At 33.9% G+C, this 15,920-nt stretch carries 12 protein-coding genes; all 12 read left to right on the top strand.

The genetic code is table 11. The features are described from left to right. The first annotated feature begins 3 nt into the window (after positions 1-3). The 12 genes from AC9UEH_RS05380 to AC9UEH_RS05325 all read left to right on the top strand — a co-directional run bounded on the left by AC9UEH_RS05380 (position 4) and on the right by AC9UEH_RS05325 (position 15,920). Positions 4-1,632 (top strand): SusD/RagB family nutrient-binding outer membrane lipoprotein, encoded by a 1,629-nt coding sequence (locus tag AC9UEH_RS05380; protein ID WP_509529283.1) that lies wholly within the window; start codon positions 4-6, stop codon positions 1,630-1,632. A gap of 129 nt (positions 1,633-1,761) precedes the next feature. Continuing rightward, a complete protein-coding gene (locus tag AC9UEH_RS05375) occupies positions 1,762-4,824 on the top strand; it encodes a SusC/RagA family TonB-linked outer membrane protein (protein ID WP_509529281.1) in 3,063 nt (1,020 codons plus the stop codon). A 12-nt stretch (positions 4,825-4,836) separates the two neighbouring features. Further along, entirely contained in the window at positions 4,837-6,387 is a 1,551-nt protein-coding gene (locus AC9UEH_RS05370; RefSeq protein WP_509529279.1) for a RagB/SusD family nutrient uptake outer membrane protein, read from the top strand. A 103-nt stretch (positions 6,388-6,490) separates the two neighbouring features. Next, positions 6,491-8,443, top strand: coding sequence for a putative porin (locus AC9UEH_RS05365; protein ID WP_509529276.1), 1,953 nt, complete (start codon positions 6,491-6,493; stop codon positions 8,441-8,443). 228 nt (positions 8,444-8,671) lie between these two features. Then, entirely contained in the window at positions 8,672-10,033 is a 1,362-nt protein-coding gene (locus AC9UEH_RS05360) for a pyridoxal-phosphate dependent enzyme (RefSeq protein WP_509529274.1), read from the top strand. 102 nt (positions 10,034-10,135) lie between these two features. Further along, positions 10,136-10,618 (top strand): 3'-5' exonuclease, encoded by a 483-nt coding sequence (locus tag AC9UEH_RS05355; protein ID WP_509529272.1) that lies wholly within the window; start codon positions 10,136-10,138, stop codon positions 10,616-10,618. A gap of 313 nt (positions 10,619-10,931) precedes the next feature. After that, a complete protein-coding gene (locus AC9UEH_RS05350; protein WP_509529269.1) occupies positions 10,932-12,200 on the top strand; it encodes a DUF2851 family protein in 1,269 nt (422 codons plus the stop codon). Positions 12,201-12,268: 68 nt separating this feature from the next. Then, positions 12,269-12,496 carry a PspC domain-containing protein gene (locus AC9UEH_RS05345; protein WP_509529267.1) on the top strand — a complete coding sequence of 76 codons (228 nt, stop codon included), beginning with the start codon at positions 12,269-12,271 and terminating at the stop codon, positions 12,494-12,496. A 13-nt stretch (positions 12,497-12,509) separates the two neighbouring features. Further along, complete coding sequence (locus AC9UEH_RS05340; protein WP_509529264.1) at positions 12,510-13,376, top strand: ComEA family DNA-binding protein; 867 nt, start codon at positions 12,510-12,512, stop codon at positions 13,374-13,376. A 17-nt stretch (positions 13,377-13,393) separates the two neighbouring features. Further along, the gene (locus tag AC9UEH_RS05335; RefSeq protein ID WP_509529261.1) at positions 13,394-14,533 is read left to right on the top strand and encodes an acyl-CoA dehydrogenase family protein; all 1,140 of its coding nucleotides are present in this window, start codon (positions 13,394-13,396) and stop codon (positions 14,531-14,533) included. A 227-nt stretch (positions 14,534-14,760) separates the two neighbouring features. After that, entirely contained in the window at positions 14,761-14,955 is a 195-nt protein-coding gene (gene rpsU / locus AC9UEH_RS05330) for a 30S ribosomal protein S21 (protein WP_509529259.1), read from the top strand. Positions 14,956-15,023: 68 nt separating this feature from the next. Further along, complete coding sequence (locus AC9UEH_RS05325) at positions 15,024-15,920, top strand: tyrosine-type recombinase/integrase (RefSeq protein WP_509529257.1); 897 nt, start codon at positions 15,024-15,026, stop codon at positions 15,918-15,920.

The following is a 15,920-nucleotide window of genomic DNA, read 5'->3' as shown; positions in this document are numbered from 1 at the left end:
AGTATGAAAAAGATAAAATTCTTATTGTCTATAGTGGCAATAACACTATTCTCTTGTAACGATTATTTGGATGTAAATACAAGTCCAAATCAACTTACATTTGATCAAGCAACACCTGCAAAATTATTGCCAGGTGCTCAGGTTTCTATTTATAAGGTTCAGGCTACTACCATGAACACTCTAGGAAACGTATTCATGAACTCATGGACACGTAACGTTCAATCTTATGGAAATGGATACGATAACGAATTACAATTGGTTATCAGTAACTCTTTCTACAGTGGAATTTGGGACGGTACTTACCGTGCTCTTAAAAACTTCGATGCCATCATTAAATATCCAAATCCGGATGGAAAATACAATAATTATGTAGCTGCTGCTAAAATCTGTAAGGCTTTTTACATGCAAAGAATCGTAGATTTATACGGAAAATGTCCGTATTCTCAAGCTTGGCAAGGTAGTGCAAACACTACGCCAACTTATGATGATGATTTTGCTATCTACAAAGATTTAGTGGCTAATTTAGAGCAAGCAAGAGCTTTAATAGCTGCTGCTAATGCTAATGCTGCAGACATCTCTGGTGTTGATGTTATGTTAGGTGGTGATATGGCTATGTGGAATCAATTTGCCAACTCAACTGAGCTACGACTTTTATTAAGAATGTCTGAAGCAACGGATGCAACAGTAATAGCGTATAGAAATACGAAGTTACAAGCTATTAAAAATGAATCATTTTTGTCTGCTAATGTAACTATTAATCCGGGTTATAACAGCTCTACAGATACGCAAGCTACACCTGGTTTTAACACTTACTGTTACGTAACAGCTGGTACTACTCAAGGAAATAGACTGTTTATTACAATGTCAGGTCACGCATACAAAGCGTTACAATCAACTGCAACTACGAACTGGCCAGTGGGTGCAACTCGTGAAATAGTTGCTGGTTCTGGTGTATCTTACCCAGACGTAACTGACCCTCGTTCTGCGAGATTGTTTACTGCGGGTTCAGGACAAAGTTTTAGACGTGCAGTTACACAAGGTGCTACTTTAGTTGATGTTACTTCGCCAACAGGTACTTTACCTGGTTTGCCATGTCGTTTGGGTTTAATCGGAAACTTTAACCCATACGCACAAGCGCCTAACCAAACACTTGCAGAGTACTTTGCTTGTAATGGTTCTGTGATGTCTTTATCAGAATCTAAATTCTTAGAGGCTGAAGCTGCTGTTAGATACCCACAATGGTATACTGGAAGTGCTCAAACTGCATTTAATGATGCTGTAACTGATGATTTTGCTAGAAAAGTAGCTACAATAGGTACTTATTTAACTGTAATCAATGCCAAACCAAACTTTGGTTATTCAGCGGCATACACAACAGCACAAAAATTACATGCTATTATGTATCAAAAATGGATTGCTTTAATGGGAGTAAATGCGATAGAGTCTTATATTGACTATACTCGTACTGGTTACCCATTAACACCACTTTCAACAGTAGCTACACAATCTCGTAAACCTTACAGATTGATTTATCCTGTTTCGGAATATGTTGCTAATACCGCAAACGTTCCAAACATGACCTCTAATGATGCTTTTGCAATCAATGCCTTTACTCCTTTCTGGAGAAAATAAAATTATAATTTCTATCTTTTATATTTAACCCCGCTACATGCGGGGTTTTTTTTATTTTATTTTTTAAAAAATTTGGTATATTAACAAATAGTTATTAATTTTGTGAAATAACTAATTAAAAATAATAATATGAGATCTAAATTCAAATGGATTTTTACGCTGTTAATAGCGTTATCAATGCAGCTTTCTTTTGCACAAGAGAAAACTGTTACAGGTGTGGTTTCTGACAATTCGGGCCCATTACCAGGTGCAAATGTAGTTGTTCAAGGTTCTAAAACCGGAACTCAAACTGATGTTGATGGAAAATATTCTATCAAAGCAAAAGCGGGAGACGTTCTAGTTTTCTCTTTTGTTGGAATGACGGAAACTACTGCTAAAGTAGGTACTTCAAATTCTGTAAATGTAAAAATGCAGGATGGAGTAAAATTGGATGACGTTGTAATTTCACAAGGGTATCGAAATGTTACTAAAAAAACCGCAGTAACAGCGATAGCCACCGTTTCTTCTGAAACAATTGGGAACAGACCGAATGCAAGTGCCATAAACACCATTCAAGGTCAATTGGCTGGGGTGAACATCTCTGCTAACACTGGTCAGCCTGGTGCTAAATCTACTGTTATTATTAGAGGTTTGGGTTCTATTAATGGAAACACAGACCCTTTATATGTAATAGATGGTTTTCCTTCAAATAGTGACAACTTTCGTTCTATTAACCCAAATGACATTGAAACAATTTCTGTTTTGAAAGATGCTGCCGCAGTTTCTGAATATGGAAATAGAGGTTCTAATGGGGTTATTTTAGTTAAAACGAAACAAGCTAAATTTGGGGATGCTAAAACTTCCTTTAAATATGACTCTCAATATGGAGTAGGATATTTGCAAAACCCAAAATATGACTATGCTAATTCTAAACAATTATTGAAATTAGAGCAAACTGTAGGTACAGGTTTAGGTGCTACTTTAACAAATGCTCAAATTGATGCTTTTGCAATCAATACGGATTGGGTAAACTACTTCTTTAGACCTTCAACTTCTGTATCTCACAATTTAAGTATTGAGAATAATGGAAAAAATAGTAGTTCTTATACTTCTATCGGTTATTTCAAACAAGATGGTATTCTTAAAACTACTGGTTTAAGCCGTTTTACATTGAGAAATAACATCAACGGTAAGTCTTCAAATGAAAAATTCAAATACACGTTGAACACTGCATTTGGATATTCTAAAAACAATGAAGCTACTAATTTAGGTGGTGGAGCTATCAACAGAAACTATGTAACTGGAGCTTTCTTGGGTGCGCCTTATGTGTCTCCGGATGTATATACCGGTTCTCAATCTGCTTTGGATTATTATAACAATACTCCTGGTTTATTAGCTACGCCTATCATGTTGATAGATAAGTTACAAACCTACGAAAACTTAACTGATGAAGCGCGTATTGATATAGCAGGTGATATGTCTTATAAAATTTCAAAAGATTTTACTATAAGAAATAGAGCAAGTACGCAATACATTCAAAATAGATTCTTCCAATCTGAAGGGCCAAACTGTTTCAATGCTTTATTGTTTTCTTCTACTCCAGGAGTTTCTTCTTTGGCAGGTGGAAATTACAATGGTTTTGAAGATGTTAACTCAAGAAGAGAATTTTATTTTACCAACTTAACGCAATTAGCGTACAATAAAGTAATTGGTGAGCACACTTTCAATGCTTATCTTAACTACGAGTACAATCATTCTCGTTTGAACACAAACAACATCAGACAACGTGGATTGATACCAGGAGTATACGTTCCAAATACGGGTGCTGGATTTGCGGCGGATGTAAGCACAAATGATTTTTATGTACCTCTAATATCAGTAAGTCAATTAAGAAATGATTTAGTTTCTTATTTTGGTTCTGTTGATTACGATTACAATAAAAAATATGGTTTTTTAGCTTCAGTAAGACGTGACGGTTCTTCAAGATTTATTGGGGATAACCAATGGGGTAACTTTTGGTCTGTAGGTGGTAGATGGAACCTAGACGAAGAATCATTCATGGATAACGTAACTTTTGTTAATTCTTTGAAACTAAGAGGTTCTTACGGAACTGTTGGTAACCAGAGAGTTGTTAATGGTACCATATATGCAGGAATAAACCCTCCAGGATTTGCTGATATTTATAGTGTATCAAACAATGCTTATAATGGTGGTGTTGGTTATAACATCAACTTTGGTTACCCTGCTTTAAAATGGGAAACTACTACTCAATATAATGTGGGTGTAGATTTTGAATTGAACAATTCTAAACTTAGAGGTGCTTTTGATTACTACAACAGAGCTACAAAAGATTTATTCTTAAACGCTCCAGTTACACCTACTTCTGGTGTTTCTAATATTAATAGAAATTCAGATGCTACAGTAACCAACAAAGGATTTGAATTGAATTTATCTTATGATTTAATTAGAGATCAAAAAAACGAAATTTCTTTAACTATAAAAGCTAACGGTGCTTACAATGATAACAAAGTAAGTAATATCAAAGCTAATAATGGAGTGATTTTAAATGGTAGTTATATTACACAAAATGGGGGTTCAATCAACGAACCATTTTTATACCACTATTTAGGAGTTAATCCAGTAAATGGTAATTTATTGTTTGAATCTGCTGCAGGAACTCCAACAGAAACTCCTGTAACTGCTGATAAAAAAGCTGCTGGTATTAACTATATTCCTCAATATACTGGTGGTTTTGGATTTGATTTTAATTACAAAGGATTCTTTGCCTCTACCTTATTCACCTATGCATTCAAAGTAAAACGAATTGATAGTGATTTGGCTAATTTATATTCAGTTGGAAATCTTGGTCAGTTTGTGGTTAGTGCTAACATGCTAAACGCTTGGACACCTACGAATACTACTTCAGATGTCCCTTCATTGACAGCTACTAACTTTGGTGCTGGAGATTTGTCAGATCGTTTCTTGAAAGACGCTTCTTTTGTTCGTCTTAGAAACATACAAATAGGATATCAAGTTCCTAAAAAGTTTTTAAAACAAACATTTATTACCGATCTATCTTTCACACTTCAAGGAGAAAACTTGTATAATTTTACAAAATGGCAAGGTTTTGACCCAGAAAGTGATAGAACACTCGATGTTTATCAGTACCCAACTCCAAAATTATACACTTTTGGTTTACAAGTTAAATTTTAATTAAAAAATATTATGAAAAAAATATATGGATTAATGTTATTGTGTTTGTCACTTTTCGTTTCTTGTGACAACGAATTAGTACCCTTCACTCCCGGTTCCTTAACCGAGGATGTAGCGATTACTAAAAGTTCCGATTTAGCTAGATTGTTAAATTCTGGAATGAACTTAATGACCAACAGAGCTGAGTATGTGTTTAGCTCTATATTCACCGATGAAGCTGCTTTGGGCTTCAATAATGGTGGACAAGGTATAACTCAAGAATACATCTTTTCATTGCAACCTGATGATGCATCAGCTACCGCAATTTGGTCTGGAAGCTATGCTGCCTTAGCGAGAATAAATCGTGTAATTACACTTTCTTCTACTATAGTACCAACTTCTGCAGCAGATACAGAGTTAATCAACAGAACAAAAGCAGAAGCTTTAGTATTAAGAGCAGTTTGTCATTTGAAAATAATGTCCTATTTTTCTCCAGATCCTAAAAATGATGCTGCTTTAGCGGGTGTTTTAGCTACTAGAATTATTGCAACTTCTGAAACTCCACAAAGAACTACTAATGGTGTTTTCTATGCAGCTATTCACGCAGATTTAGATCAAGCTTTAGCAATCTATGCTACGAATGCTGCACCAGCTTATACTACTACTAAAACGTATTTCCCTTCCAAATTTTTAGCTTTGGCTATGAAAGCGCGTGCTTATGCCTTGAAAGGAGATTATACGAATGCTTTGGTTAATGCTAATTTGGTTGTTAATACTTCTGGAATTACTTTAGCGAATACGCAAGCAGACTACAGTGCTGTATTTCATACGCACAACGAAGCTGCTGGAAAAGAAGTTATCTTTAGACTAAAAAGAACTACAGTACAAAATACTCAAGGTTCAAACCTTCACAACGGTTGGTGTTCAGTAACTAACAGAAGAAATGGTTCTCCATTTTATGAAGTGAGTAGAGCGTTATATAACAAACTTGCTGAAACTCCGGGAGACATCAGACTACAAACTAATGTTTACTTTTCAACTTCTCCAACAACAAGTTCATTAATAGATCCTAATTATACAACGTCTGTAGATGTAAAAAACACGGATATTATTGTACTTCAAAAACACGGTGGACAAGCTGCAACAACTGCATCTAACGGATTTAATCCGGACTTTATGGTAAGCAGATTATCAGAAATGTATTTCATCATTGCAGAAGCTAAGGTTGCTGCAGGCGATTTAACAGGTGCAGGAACAGCATTAAAAGTTATTTTAGATGCTCGTTTCCCAACAGCTCAACCAGCTCCAGTTTTTGCTAATGCTCAAGCTGCTTGGAAAGGAATTCTTGACGAAAGAAGAAAAGAATTATCTTTTGAAGGATTCCGTTTTATTGACTTGAAACGTTTAGGTGTTTTAGCGGGTGCCTCTTTAGATAGAGACCCTGCTGATTATGCATCTTCATCTTGGAATATTCCAGGTGCTAATCCAACTAATTTGCCAATAACTAGTTACAAATGGGCTTTGCCTGTTCCTCAAGACGAAATAAATGCAAATTCTGGAATTCAACAAAATGCAGGATATTAATATTTAATGTCTTAGTTTTAAAACCCCGCTTTAAGCGGGGTTTTTTTATGCCAATTTTTATTTCAACGTTATTTAATAATAGTATATTTGTAAAAATTATTTTATGAAATTTCGGTATTTACTTTTTATCTCTTTAATCTCTTTTTCTCTTTTTTCTCAAGTAGAAAATAAAGTCGAATCGGATACAATAAAAAGAACTTCCCTAATCATCGACCATAAAAATGACCAAGCTAAAGCTATCATTTCCCAATACCGCATCATCACACTTGAGCGAGACACTACTTTCGTGGATACTTCTCTTACCATAAAAAAAGAATACGAATACAACTACCTGCGAAGAGATATTTTCGGGTTAATGCCTTTTGCCAACGAAGGGCAAACCTACACTACCTTACAATATGGTTTAAATAAAACTACATCCTTTCCAGAATTTGGTTATACTGCCAAGCAATTCAATTATTTGCTACCCAATCAAATAAAATATTACTCGGTTGCCACACCATTCACAGAATTGTATTTCAAAACCGTTATGGAACAGGGTCAAAATATCGATGCTTTGGTAACTTTAAATACTTCGGAACGTTTCAATTTTTCTTTGGCCTATAAAGGGTTGCGTTCTTTGGGAAAATACATCAACCAACTTTCAAGCACAGGGAATTTTAGATTTACCACAAGCTACAATACCAAAAACAAACGGTATTATTCTAATTTTCATTTTACCGCACAAGACATTCTCAATGATGAAAATGGTGGAATCACAAGCCCTGAAAATTTTGAAAGCAACGATGTTGCCTACAAAGAACGTCCTCGTTTGGGTGTTTATCTCAAAGATGCCAAAACTACTTTAGTAGGAAAACGATTATTTCTTGACCATAATTTCCAAATTAATCCAACCAAAGGGAATAACAATCTTTATATAACCCATCAAATTAATTTTGAAAGTAAATATTTTGAGTTCAACCAAGTGACAATTCCAACTTCCATTACGTCAAATACTGGCGTAGTTACCACTTTCAATAGGTTTGGACCTTCTTTTGTTACTGGAAACATCAACGATCAAGTGCGCTACAACCGAATGTATAATAAAGTTGGGCTTGTCTATGAAAACACCATTTTAGGTAAATTTCAATTTTTTCTCGATGATTTCAGATACAACTATTATTATAATTCAGTTTTATATCTAACTTCGGGAACAATTCCAAACGCCATCAATGACAAAATCAATGATTTTGGTGGGCAATACGAATACAGAAAAAACAAATGGACTGGGAAATTCTTGTATTCAAGTTCCATTACAAAACAATCACTATTTGATTTCAGTGCTAATTTAAAATACCAATACAACGATAAAAACAGTCTTTCTTTTGAATATCAAAACAATAATAAATTACCAAATAACGTCTATAATTTGCACCAAAGCAGTTATATTAATTACAATTGGTACAACAATTTCAATAACGAAAAGAGCAATACCATCAAAGTTGAAGCCAATACGCAATGGGCAAATGCTACTTTGCAACTCAACACCTTAAATGATTATTTGTATTTCAGTAATGACGATACTGCTAATTTACAGTTGATTACGCCAAAACAATACGCTAAAACCATCAATTATGTATCCTTTAAAATCAACAAAGAAATAAAATTTAGAAAATTTGCTCTCGACAACACCGCATTGTATCAAAAAGTAGATCAAAAGGATAATGTTTTGAATGTGCCGCAATTAGTCCTACGAAATACATTATATTATTCGGATGATTTCTTCAAAAAAGCCATGTTTTTGCAAACAGGAATCACCTTAAATTATTTCACAAAATTCTACGCCAACGATTACAATCCAATATTGGGAGAATTTTTCGTGCAAAACCAAACTCAAATTGGAGCATTTCCAAACCTCGATTTTTTTATAAATGCAAGAATTCAACGTACCCGAATTTTCCTGAAAGCCGAACATTTCAACGCTGCAATGTCAGGCAATAATTTCTATTCTGCTCCTAATAATCCGTACCACGACTTCATGATTCGCTTCGGATTGGTATGGAATTTCTTTGAATAAATTTTCTTTTGGGCGTGCCCTCGTTCACGTCATTGCGAGGAGTTGCGAGGAACGAAGCAAAGCAATCTGTGCTAAACTCGGTCGTGCTGTTCGCTTTTATCCACGCCCAAAAGCGTGGGATTTCCGCTGCCATCACTCACGCAAATTTAGAAAACTACAACTATTTTAGAACAAAGTACTATCTTTGTAAAAGTTCTATCAAATTGGAACACTAAAAATTAAAATTAAATGCAATACTCAGAAAACATCTTAGGAACTATCGGTAACACACCCTTAGTTAGATTGAATAAAGTAACTGCCGAAATCAACGCTTTGGTTCTTGCCAAAGTTGAAACTTTCAATCCAGGAAATTCTACAAAAGACAGAATGGCGCTAAAAATGGTTGAAGATGCCGAAGCTGATGGAAGATTGCAGCCCGGCGGAACCATCATTGAGGGAACTTCAGGAAATACCGGAATGGGATTGGCATTAGCCGCAATCATCAAAGGATACAAATTAATTTGCGTGATTACCGACAAACAATCCAAAGAAAAAATGGATATTTTGAGAGCGGTAGGCGCTAAAGTAGTCGTTTGTCCAACCGATGTGGAACCAACCGATCCTCGTTCGTATTATTCAGTTTCAAAAAGATTGGGAGATGAAACACCAAATTCTTGGTATGTAAATCAATACGATAATCCATCAAATGCCTTGGCACATTACGAGCAAACAGGACCAGAAATTTGGAAACAAACCGATGGAAAAGTAACTCATTTTGTAGTTGGAGTAGGAACTGGCGGAACAATTTCAGGAATTGGAAAATATTTAAAAGAGCAAAATTCAAATGTAAAAGTTTGGGGAATTGATACGTATGGTTCGGTTTTTAAAAAATACCACGAAACAGGAATTTTTGATGAAAATGAAATTTATTCCTACATCACCGAAGGAATCGGAGAAGACATACTTCCAAAAAATGTTGATTTTTCTATAATCGACGGATTTACAAAAGTAACCGATAAAGATGCTGCCGTTTACACTCGGAAAATTGCTTTGGAAGAAGGAATTTTTGTTGGAAATTCTGCGGGAGCAGTAATAAAAGGCTTGTTGCAACTCAAGGAACACTTCAAACCAGAAGATGTAGTCGTAGTTTTATTTCACGATTCTGGAAGCCGTTATATCGGCAAGATGTTCAATGACGATTGGATGCGTGAACGTGGATTTCTTGAAGATGAAGTAACCAAAGCCGAAGACGTTATCAAAGACCACATCGACAAAGAATTGATAATTGTGCGTACCGAAGAATTGGTTTCTCACGCTATCGATCGAATGCGAAAATATAAAATTTCTCAAATTCCAGTAATAGATGTTACAGGTTTTGTTGGTTCCGTTGATGAATCGGATTTGTTTCAAAGTTATGTTCACGACAAAAATGCTGCCGACAAACCCATTCGTGAAGTGATGGGAAAACCCTATCCAATTGTACAATTAGGAACGCCTATTGAGGAAGTTTCAAAACTATTTACCAGAGAAAATGCTGCGGTAATATTGGATTTAGGAAACGGAAAACACCATATTATTACCAAATACGATATTATTGGTTCTATAAAATAATTCAAAATTGTAAATAAAAGTGATATTGACAACTATTGGCGATATTACTTTTATTTTTTAAACGTTGATTTCAAAAATCTAATATCAGAAATCTTTAATTATATGAGCTTCACTGCAATAGATTTCGAAACAGCAACTGCATTTCACCCTTGTTCTGTGGGGATTGTCACCGTGGAAAACGGAATAATTGTGGATGAATTTGTTACGTTGATAAAACCTCCAAACAATCTCTATTCGCCTTTTACCATTCAAGTTCATGGAATTTATCCACGCGATACAGTAAATGCAAAGTCGTTTGCTCAAGTATTTCCCGAGATACAAAAACGACTGCAAAATAGAGTAGTGGTAGCTCATAATGAAAGTTTTGACAGAAATGTGCTTTCCAAATCAATGGCACTTTACGGTTTAGATTACGATAAATTGAACATTGGTTCTCGTTGGGAATGTACCGTTAAAATTTACAAAGCCAAAGGTTTAAGACCTACAAAACTTAGTGATTGTTGTCGTGAAATGAAAATCCAACTGAACCATCACGAAGCGTTGTCGGATGCTCGGGCTTGTGCCAAATTGTATTTGTTGCGGTAATTCCACTTCTTTTTTTATTAAATAAATTATCATTTCCGACCTAAAAAAAATGTATAGTCCCTACGGGACAAAAAGAAACTTCACTACTATTTTTACCAACATATAATCTCTACGAGATATACTCCGTTAGGAGTTAAATGTTGGTAAAATAATAAGAAGTGATCCTTTAAAAATGTCCCATAGGGACTATACTTGTTGGGATTGCCCTATTTTATAAGTTTTTTGTCAGGCATTAATGATGAATTATGTTTCACGTGTTTGTTTTTTGACTACATTAGACAAAGTTTACAAGTCTTAATTTATACGCCAAAAAATGAAAGAAGAATTCCTCCATTATCTCTGGAAATTTAAAAAATTTGATACTTCGAATTTGACTACTTCCAATGGAGAAAAACTCACCATAGAAAATGCAGGACTTTATTTGCAATTGGCAGGACCTGATTTTTTCAATTCTCAAATCACAATCGACAACCAGAAATGGGCAGGAAATGTTGAAATTCACCTCAAATCTTCCGATTGGTATGTACACCATCACGAGCGTGACTCAAATTATGATAGCGTAATTCTTCACGTTGTTTGGGAACACGACTCCGAAATTTATAGAAAAAACAATACCGAAATCCCTGTTTTGATTTTGAAAGATTTAGTATCAAAGGAAACTTTAAATAATTACAATTCCTTAATCGCTCCAAAATCTTGGATTTATTGCGAAAAACAATTGGTTTCAATTGATAGCTTTATTCTTTTGAATTGGCAAGAGCGTTTGTTTTTTGAACGACTGGAACGAAAATCAAAACCTATAAACGAACTTTTAGAAAGCACAAAACAAGATTGGGAAGCGGTTTTGTTTTGCCTGTTAGCAAAAAACTTTGGATTGAATACCAATGGAGAATCTTTTTTGAAAGCGGCAAATTCTATTCCGTTTTCAATTATCAGAAAAGAAGGTAACGATTTACAAAATTTAGAAAGTTTGATTTTTGGAATTTCAGGATTATTAGAAATCGAAAAAGAAGACGTTTATTACAAAAATCTTAAATCAAATTTTGATTATTTGATTCATAAATACCAGTTAGAACCTGCTCACATTAATCCGTTGCAGTTTTTCAAACATCGACCAGATAATTTTCCAACCATTCGATTATCACAATTAGCAAATGTTTATAATCAGCAACAACAGCTTTTCTCTAAAATAATTGAGGAAGATTCGGTGAAAAACATTTATAAAATATTCAATGTTTCGGTTTCTGAATATTGGGAAATGCATTATCAATTTGACAAAGTAAGTCCGAAAAAAAAGAAAGCATTATCGAAAGCATTCATCGATTTGTTAATAATAAATACAATTATTCCATTGCAATTTGCCTATTCAAAAAGCCAAGGTAAGGAAATTTCAGAAAATTTAATTTCGTTATTAAATCAAGTTTCTCCTGAAAATAACGCTGTTATGGATAAGTTTTCTTCGTTTGGAATTAAAGCTAAAAACGCTTTTGAATCCCAATCTTTATTACAACTTAAAAATGAGTATTGTAATAAAAGGAGGTGCTTAGAATGCGCAATTGGAATTGAATTGTTGAAAGAATGAGGCATTAATTAATGAGGAAATATGAAGTTATTGTTTTAAATTTGTAGAGATTTATAAATTTAATGTAAATGAAACTCATACTTCGTCTTAAATATTTTTTTGAGAAATACGGTTTTCACGTTTCCTCCCGATTGGCAGATGTCTTGGGGATGCGTGCCAATAGTGTGAGATTATTTTTTATTTATATATCATTTGTAACCGCCGGATTATGGTTTGGAGTGTATCTCACTTTGGCATTTTGGTGGCGGCTTAAAGATTTAATTCGTGCAAAACGGAGTTCTGTTTTCGACCTATAAACCATTCAAAATTATGACTTTTAAATCCTACTTCCAATTTACTAAATCACAAAGAAGTGGGATTATTTTGTTAGTGTTGCTTTGTGTAACTCTCCAATTGGTCTATTTCTTTATTGATTTTAAAACAGTAATAAATAACAGCAAAGAAAAACAAGAATGGCTTGCTTTTCAAACAGAAATTGACTCTTTAAAGCAAATTAAAAGGGATTATATTCCAAAAATATATCCATTTAACCCCAATTTTATTACTGATTTCAAAGGCTATAAATTAGGAATGTCAGTTGCTGAAATTGATAGGCTTTTGAATTTCAGAAAAACAAATAAGTATGTAAATTCGGTTGAAGATTTTCAAAAGGTCACGAAAGTATCGGATTCATTGTTAAATACGATGTCGCCTTATTTTAAATTTCCGGATTGGGTTATCAATAAAAAAGAGTATAAATCCAATTATATTCCATTTGAAAAGAGGAAAGTAAAAATCATAATTTTAGATATAAATCTTGCCACAAAAGAAGATTTGATTAAAGTATATGGAATTGGTTCTGCATTGTCAGATAGAATTTTGAAGCTGAAAGACCTTTTAGGAGGTTTTGTAAGTATGGAGCAAATGAATGATGTTTGGGGATTATCGCCAGAAGTTATAGAAAATTTGAATAAAAATTTTAAAGTTGCCGCACTTCCTAAAGTAAGAAAGGTTGATATTAATAATGCAACTATTAAAGAGTTAATGCTTTTCCCTTATTTTAAATACGCTTTGGCGAAAGCAATTGTCACCTATAGAAGTATGAATGGCGATTTTAAAGAAAATGCGGATTTGATAAAAATAAACGGTTTTCCCGATGATAAAATAAATATTATTGGTTTATATTTGTATTTTTAAAATAAAAAACAATTTTTATGAATTTTGATTACAGCGAAACGCAAGCAATGATTGCGCAATCTATCCGAGATTTTGCGGAAATAAACATACGCCCTTTTATAATGGAATGGGACGAAGCACAAATATTTCCAATTCCTTTATTTAAAAAATTAGGGGAAATGGGCTTTATGGGTATTTTAGTTCCTGAAGAATTGGGTGGTTCGGGTTTAAGTTACCATGAATATATTACAATAGTTGAGGAAATTTCTAAAGTAGATCCTTCAATCGGTCTTTCTGTTGCAGCTCATAATTCACTTTGTACCAATCATATTTTGACTTTTGGAAATGAAGAACAAAAGAAACGATGGATTCCTAAATTAGCTACAGCAGAACATATTGGCGCTTGGGGTTTAACCGAGCACAATACAGGTTCTGACGCTGGTGGAATGAATACAACCGCGGTAAAAGACGGTGATTCTTGGATTTTAAATGGTGCGAAAAACTTTATTACCCACGCTATTTCAGGAGATATTGCGGTTGTAATTGTTCGAACTGGCGAAAAAGGAGATTCTAAAGGAATGACAGCTTTTGTTATTGAAAAAGGAACGCCTGGATTTACGTCAGGAAAAAAAGAAAATAAATTAGGAATGCGCGCCAGCGAAACAGCAGAATTGATTTTTGATACGTGTCGTATTCCAGATGCCAATAGATTAGGGGATGTTGGACAAGGTTTTATTCAAGCAATGAAAATTTTAGACGGTGGAAGAATCTCAATTGGCGCCTTGTCATTAGGAATTGCAAAAGGTGCGTATGAAGCGGCATTGAAATATTCAAAAGAAAGACATCAATTTGGGCAACCAATTAGTAGTTTTCAAGGAATTTCATTTAAGTTGGCTGATATGGCTACAGAAATTGAAGCTTCAGAATTGTTATTGCATAAAGCAGCGTTTTTAAAAGAGCAACACCGTCCGGTTACTACATTGGGCGCAATGGCAAAAATGTATTCTTCGGAAGTTTGTGTAAAAGTGTCTAATGAAGCGGTTCAAATTCACGGCGGTTACGGTTATACAAAGGATTATCCAGTAGAAAAATTCTATAGAGATTCTAAATTATGTACTATTGGCGAAGGAACAACAGAAATTCAAAAAGTAGTTATTGCGAGGAATATATTGAAATAGACTAGGAGATAAGAGACTTATAGATAAAAGACTGATAGATATTAGACTTATAGATAATAGATAATAGATAAAAGAGCCAAGAATCAAGAAATTGTATCTTGGCTTTTTTTTTGTCTTTCATCTCTTCGTCTATAATCTTTCATCTCAAAAAAAAAACACAATTCATAACTCATAATTCATAATTAATAATTACTTTTGCAGACTTAAAGAAAGGGGGTGTCTATATTATGTTAATTATACCAATTAAAGACGGAGAAAATATCGATAGGGCGTTAAAACGTTACAAAAGAAAATTTGATAAAACAGGAACTGTTCGTCAATTACGTTCACGTACAGCTTTTATTAAGCCTTCTGTTACAAACAGAATGAAAATCCAAAAAGCGGCCTACATTCAAAACATGAAAGATGGTTTAGAGAGTTAGTAAATAACTTCAACAAATACTACCGTTAGTCATTTAAGTTTTATAACTTTGATGCTAACGGTTTTTTTATGGAAAATAGCAAAGCGGCATTTCAAGATTATTTGCAATTAGAGAAAAAGTTTTCGCCACATACGGTAATTGCTTATGTAAATGATGTCATTACTTTTGAAGCTTTCATAAAAACCGAATTTGATTTGGGCGATTTAGAGGAAGTCAATTACAGTTTGATCCGAAGTTGGATTGTTGCTTTGGTTAATAATGGAATTTCCAACACTTCCGTAAATAGAAAAATAGCGTCCTTAAAATCATATTATAAATTTCTATTAAAAACCAAGCAAATAGGAGGTAGTCCTTTATTAAAACACAAATCATTAAAAACACCAAAAACACTTCAAATACCTTTTTCTGAAAAAGAATTAGACGAAGTTTTGCATCAAATAAAATACCCTGACGGATTTGAGGGCGTTCGAGACAAACTGATTATTGACTTGTTTTATTCAACAGGAATTCGAAGAACGGAATTAATTCATCTAAAAATGATAAATATCGATCTTTCAAACGCTACTTTAAAGGTTTTGGGAAAGAGAAATAAGGAAAGAATTTTGCCTTTATTGCCAATAATAACAAATCAATTTAAATTGTATTTAACGGAACGGGCTTATTTAGAACGAATTACCGATAATGAGTATTTTTTCTTAACGTTAAAAGGTGTTAAAATGAATGATTCTTTAGTATATCGTTTAATAAATCACTACTTTAGTACTGTTTCCGAGAAGGTAAAAAAGAGTCCGCATATTCTTAGACATACTTTTGCAACGCATCTTTTAAACAATGGAGCTGATTTGAATTCGGTTAAAGAATTGTTAGGGCATTCAAGTCTAGCATCGACTCAAATATATACGCAAAGCAGTTTGTACGAGCTGAAAAAAGTTTATGGAGATGCGCATCCAAGAAATAAAAAATAA

Origin of the sequence: Flavobacterium sp., assembly GCF_040402835.1 — a bacterium.
GTDB lineage: Bacteria > Bacteroidota > Bacteroidia > Flavobacteriales > Flavobacteriaceae > Flavobacterium.
This window is presented reverse-complemented; position numbering and strand designations above follow the sequence as displayed.

Coding starts and splice junctions, on each gene's coding strand:
- AC9UEH_RS05380 (WP_509529283.1), top strand. CDS start 4: ATGAAAAAGATAAAATTCTTATTGTCTATAGTGGCAATAACACTATTC.
- AC9UEH_RS05375 (WP_509529281.1), top strand. CDS start 1,762: ATGAGATCTAAATTCAAATGGATTTTTACGCTGTTAATAGCGTTATCA.
- AC9UEH_RS05370 (WP_509529279.1), top strand. CDS start 4,837: ATGAAAAAAATATATGGATTAATGTTATTGTGTTTGTCACTTTTCGTT.
- AC9UEH_RS05365 (WP_509529276.1), top strand. CDS start 6,491: ATGAAATTTCGGTATTTACTTTTTATCTCTTTAATCTCTTTTTCTCTT.
- AC9UEH_RS05360 (WP_509529274.1), top strand. CDS start 8,672: ATGCAATACTCAGAAAACATCTTAGGAACTATCGGTAACACACCCTTA.
- AC9UEH_RS05355 (WP_509529272.1), top strand. CDS start 10,136: ATGAGCTTCACTGCAATAGATTTCGAAACAGCAACTGCATTTCACCCT.
- AC9UEH_RS05350 (WP_509529269.1), top strand. CDS start 10,932: ATGAAAGAAGAATTCCTCCATTATCTCTGGAAATTTAAAAAATTTGAT.
- AC9UEH_RS05345 (WP_509529267.1), top strand. CDS start 12,269: ATGAAACTCATACTTCGTCTTAAATATTTTTTTGAGAAATACGGTTTT.
- AC9UEH_RS05340 (WP_509529264.1), top strand. CDS start 12,510: ATGACTTTTAAATCCTACTTCCAATTTACTAAATCACAAAGAAGTGGG.
- AC9UEH_RS05335 (WP_509529261.1), top strand. CDS start 13,394: ATGAATTTTGATTACAGCGAAACGCAAGCAATGATTGCGCAATCTATC.
- rpsU (WP_509529259.1), top strand. CDS start 14,761: ATGTTAATTATACCAATTAAAGACGGAGAAAATATCGATAGGGCGTTA.
- AC9UEH_RS05325 (WP_509529257.1), top strand. CDS start 15,024: ATGGAAAATAGCAAAGCGGCATTTCAAGATTATTTGCAATTAGAGAAA.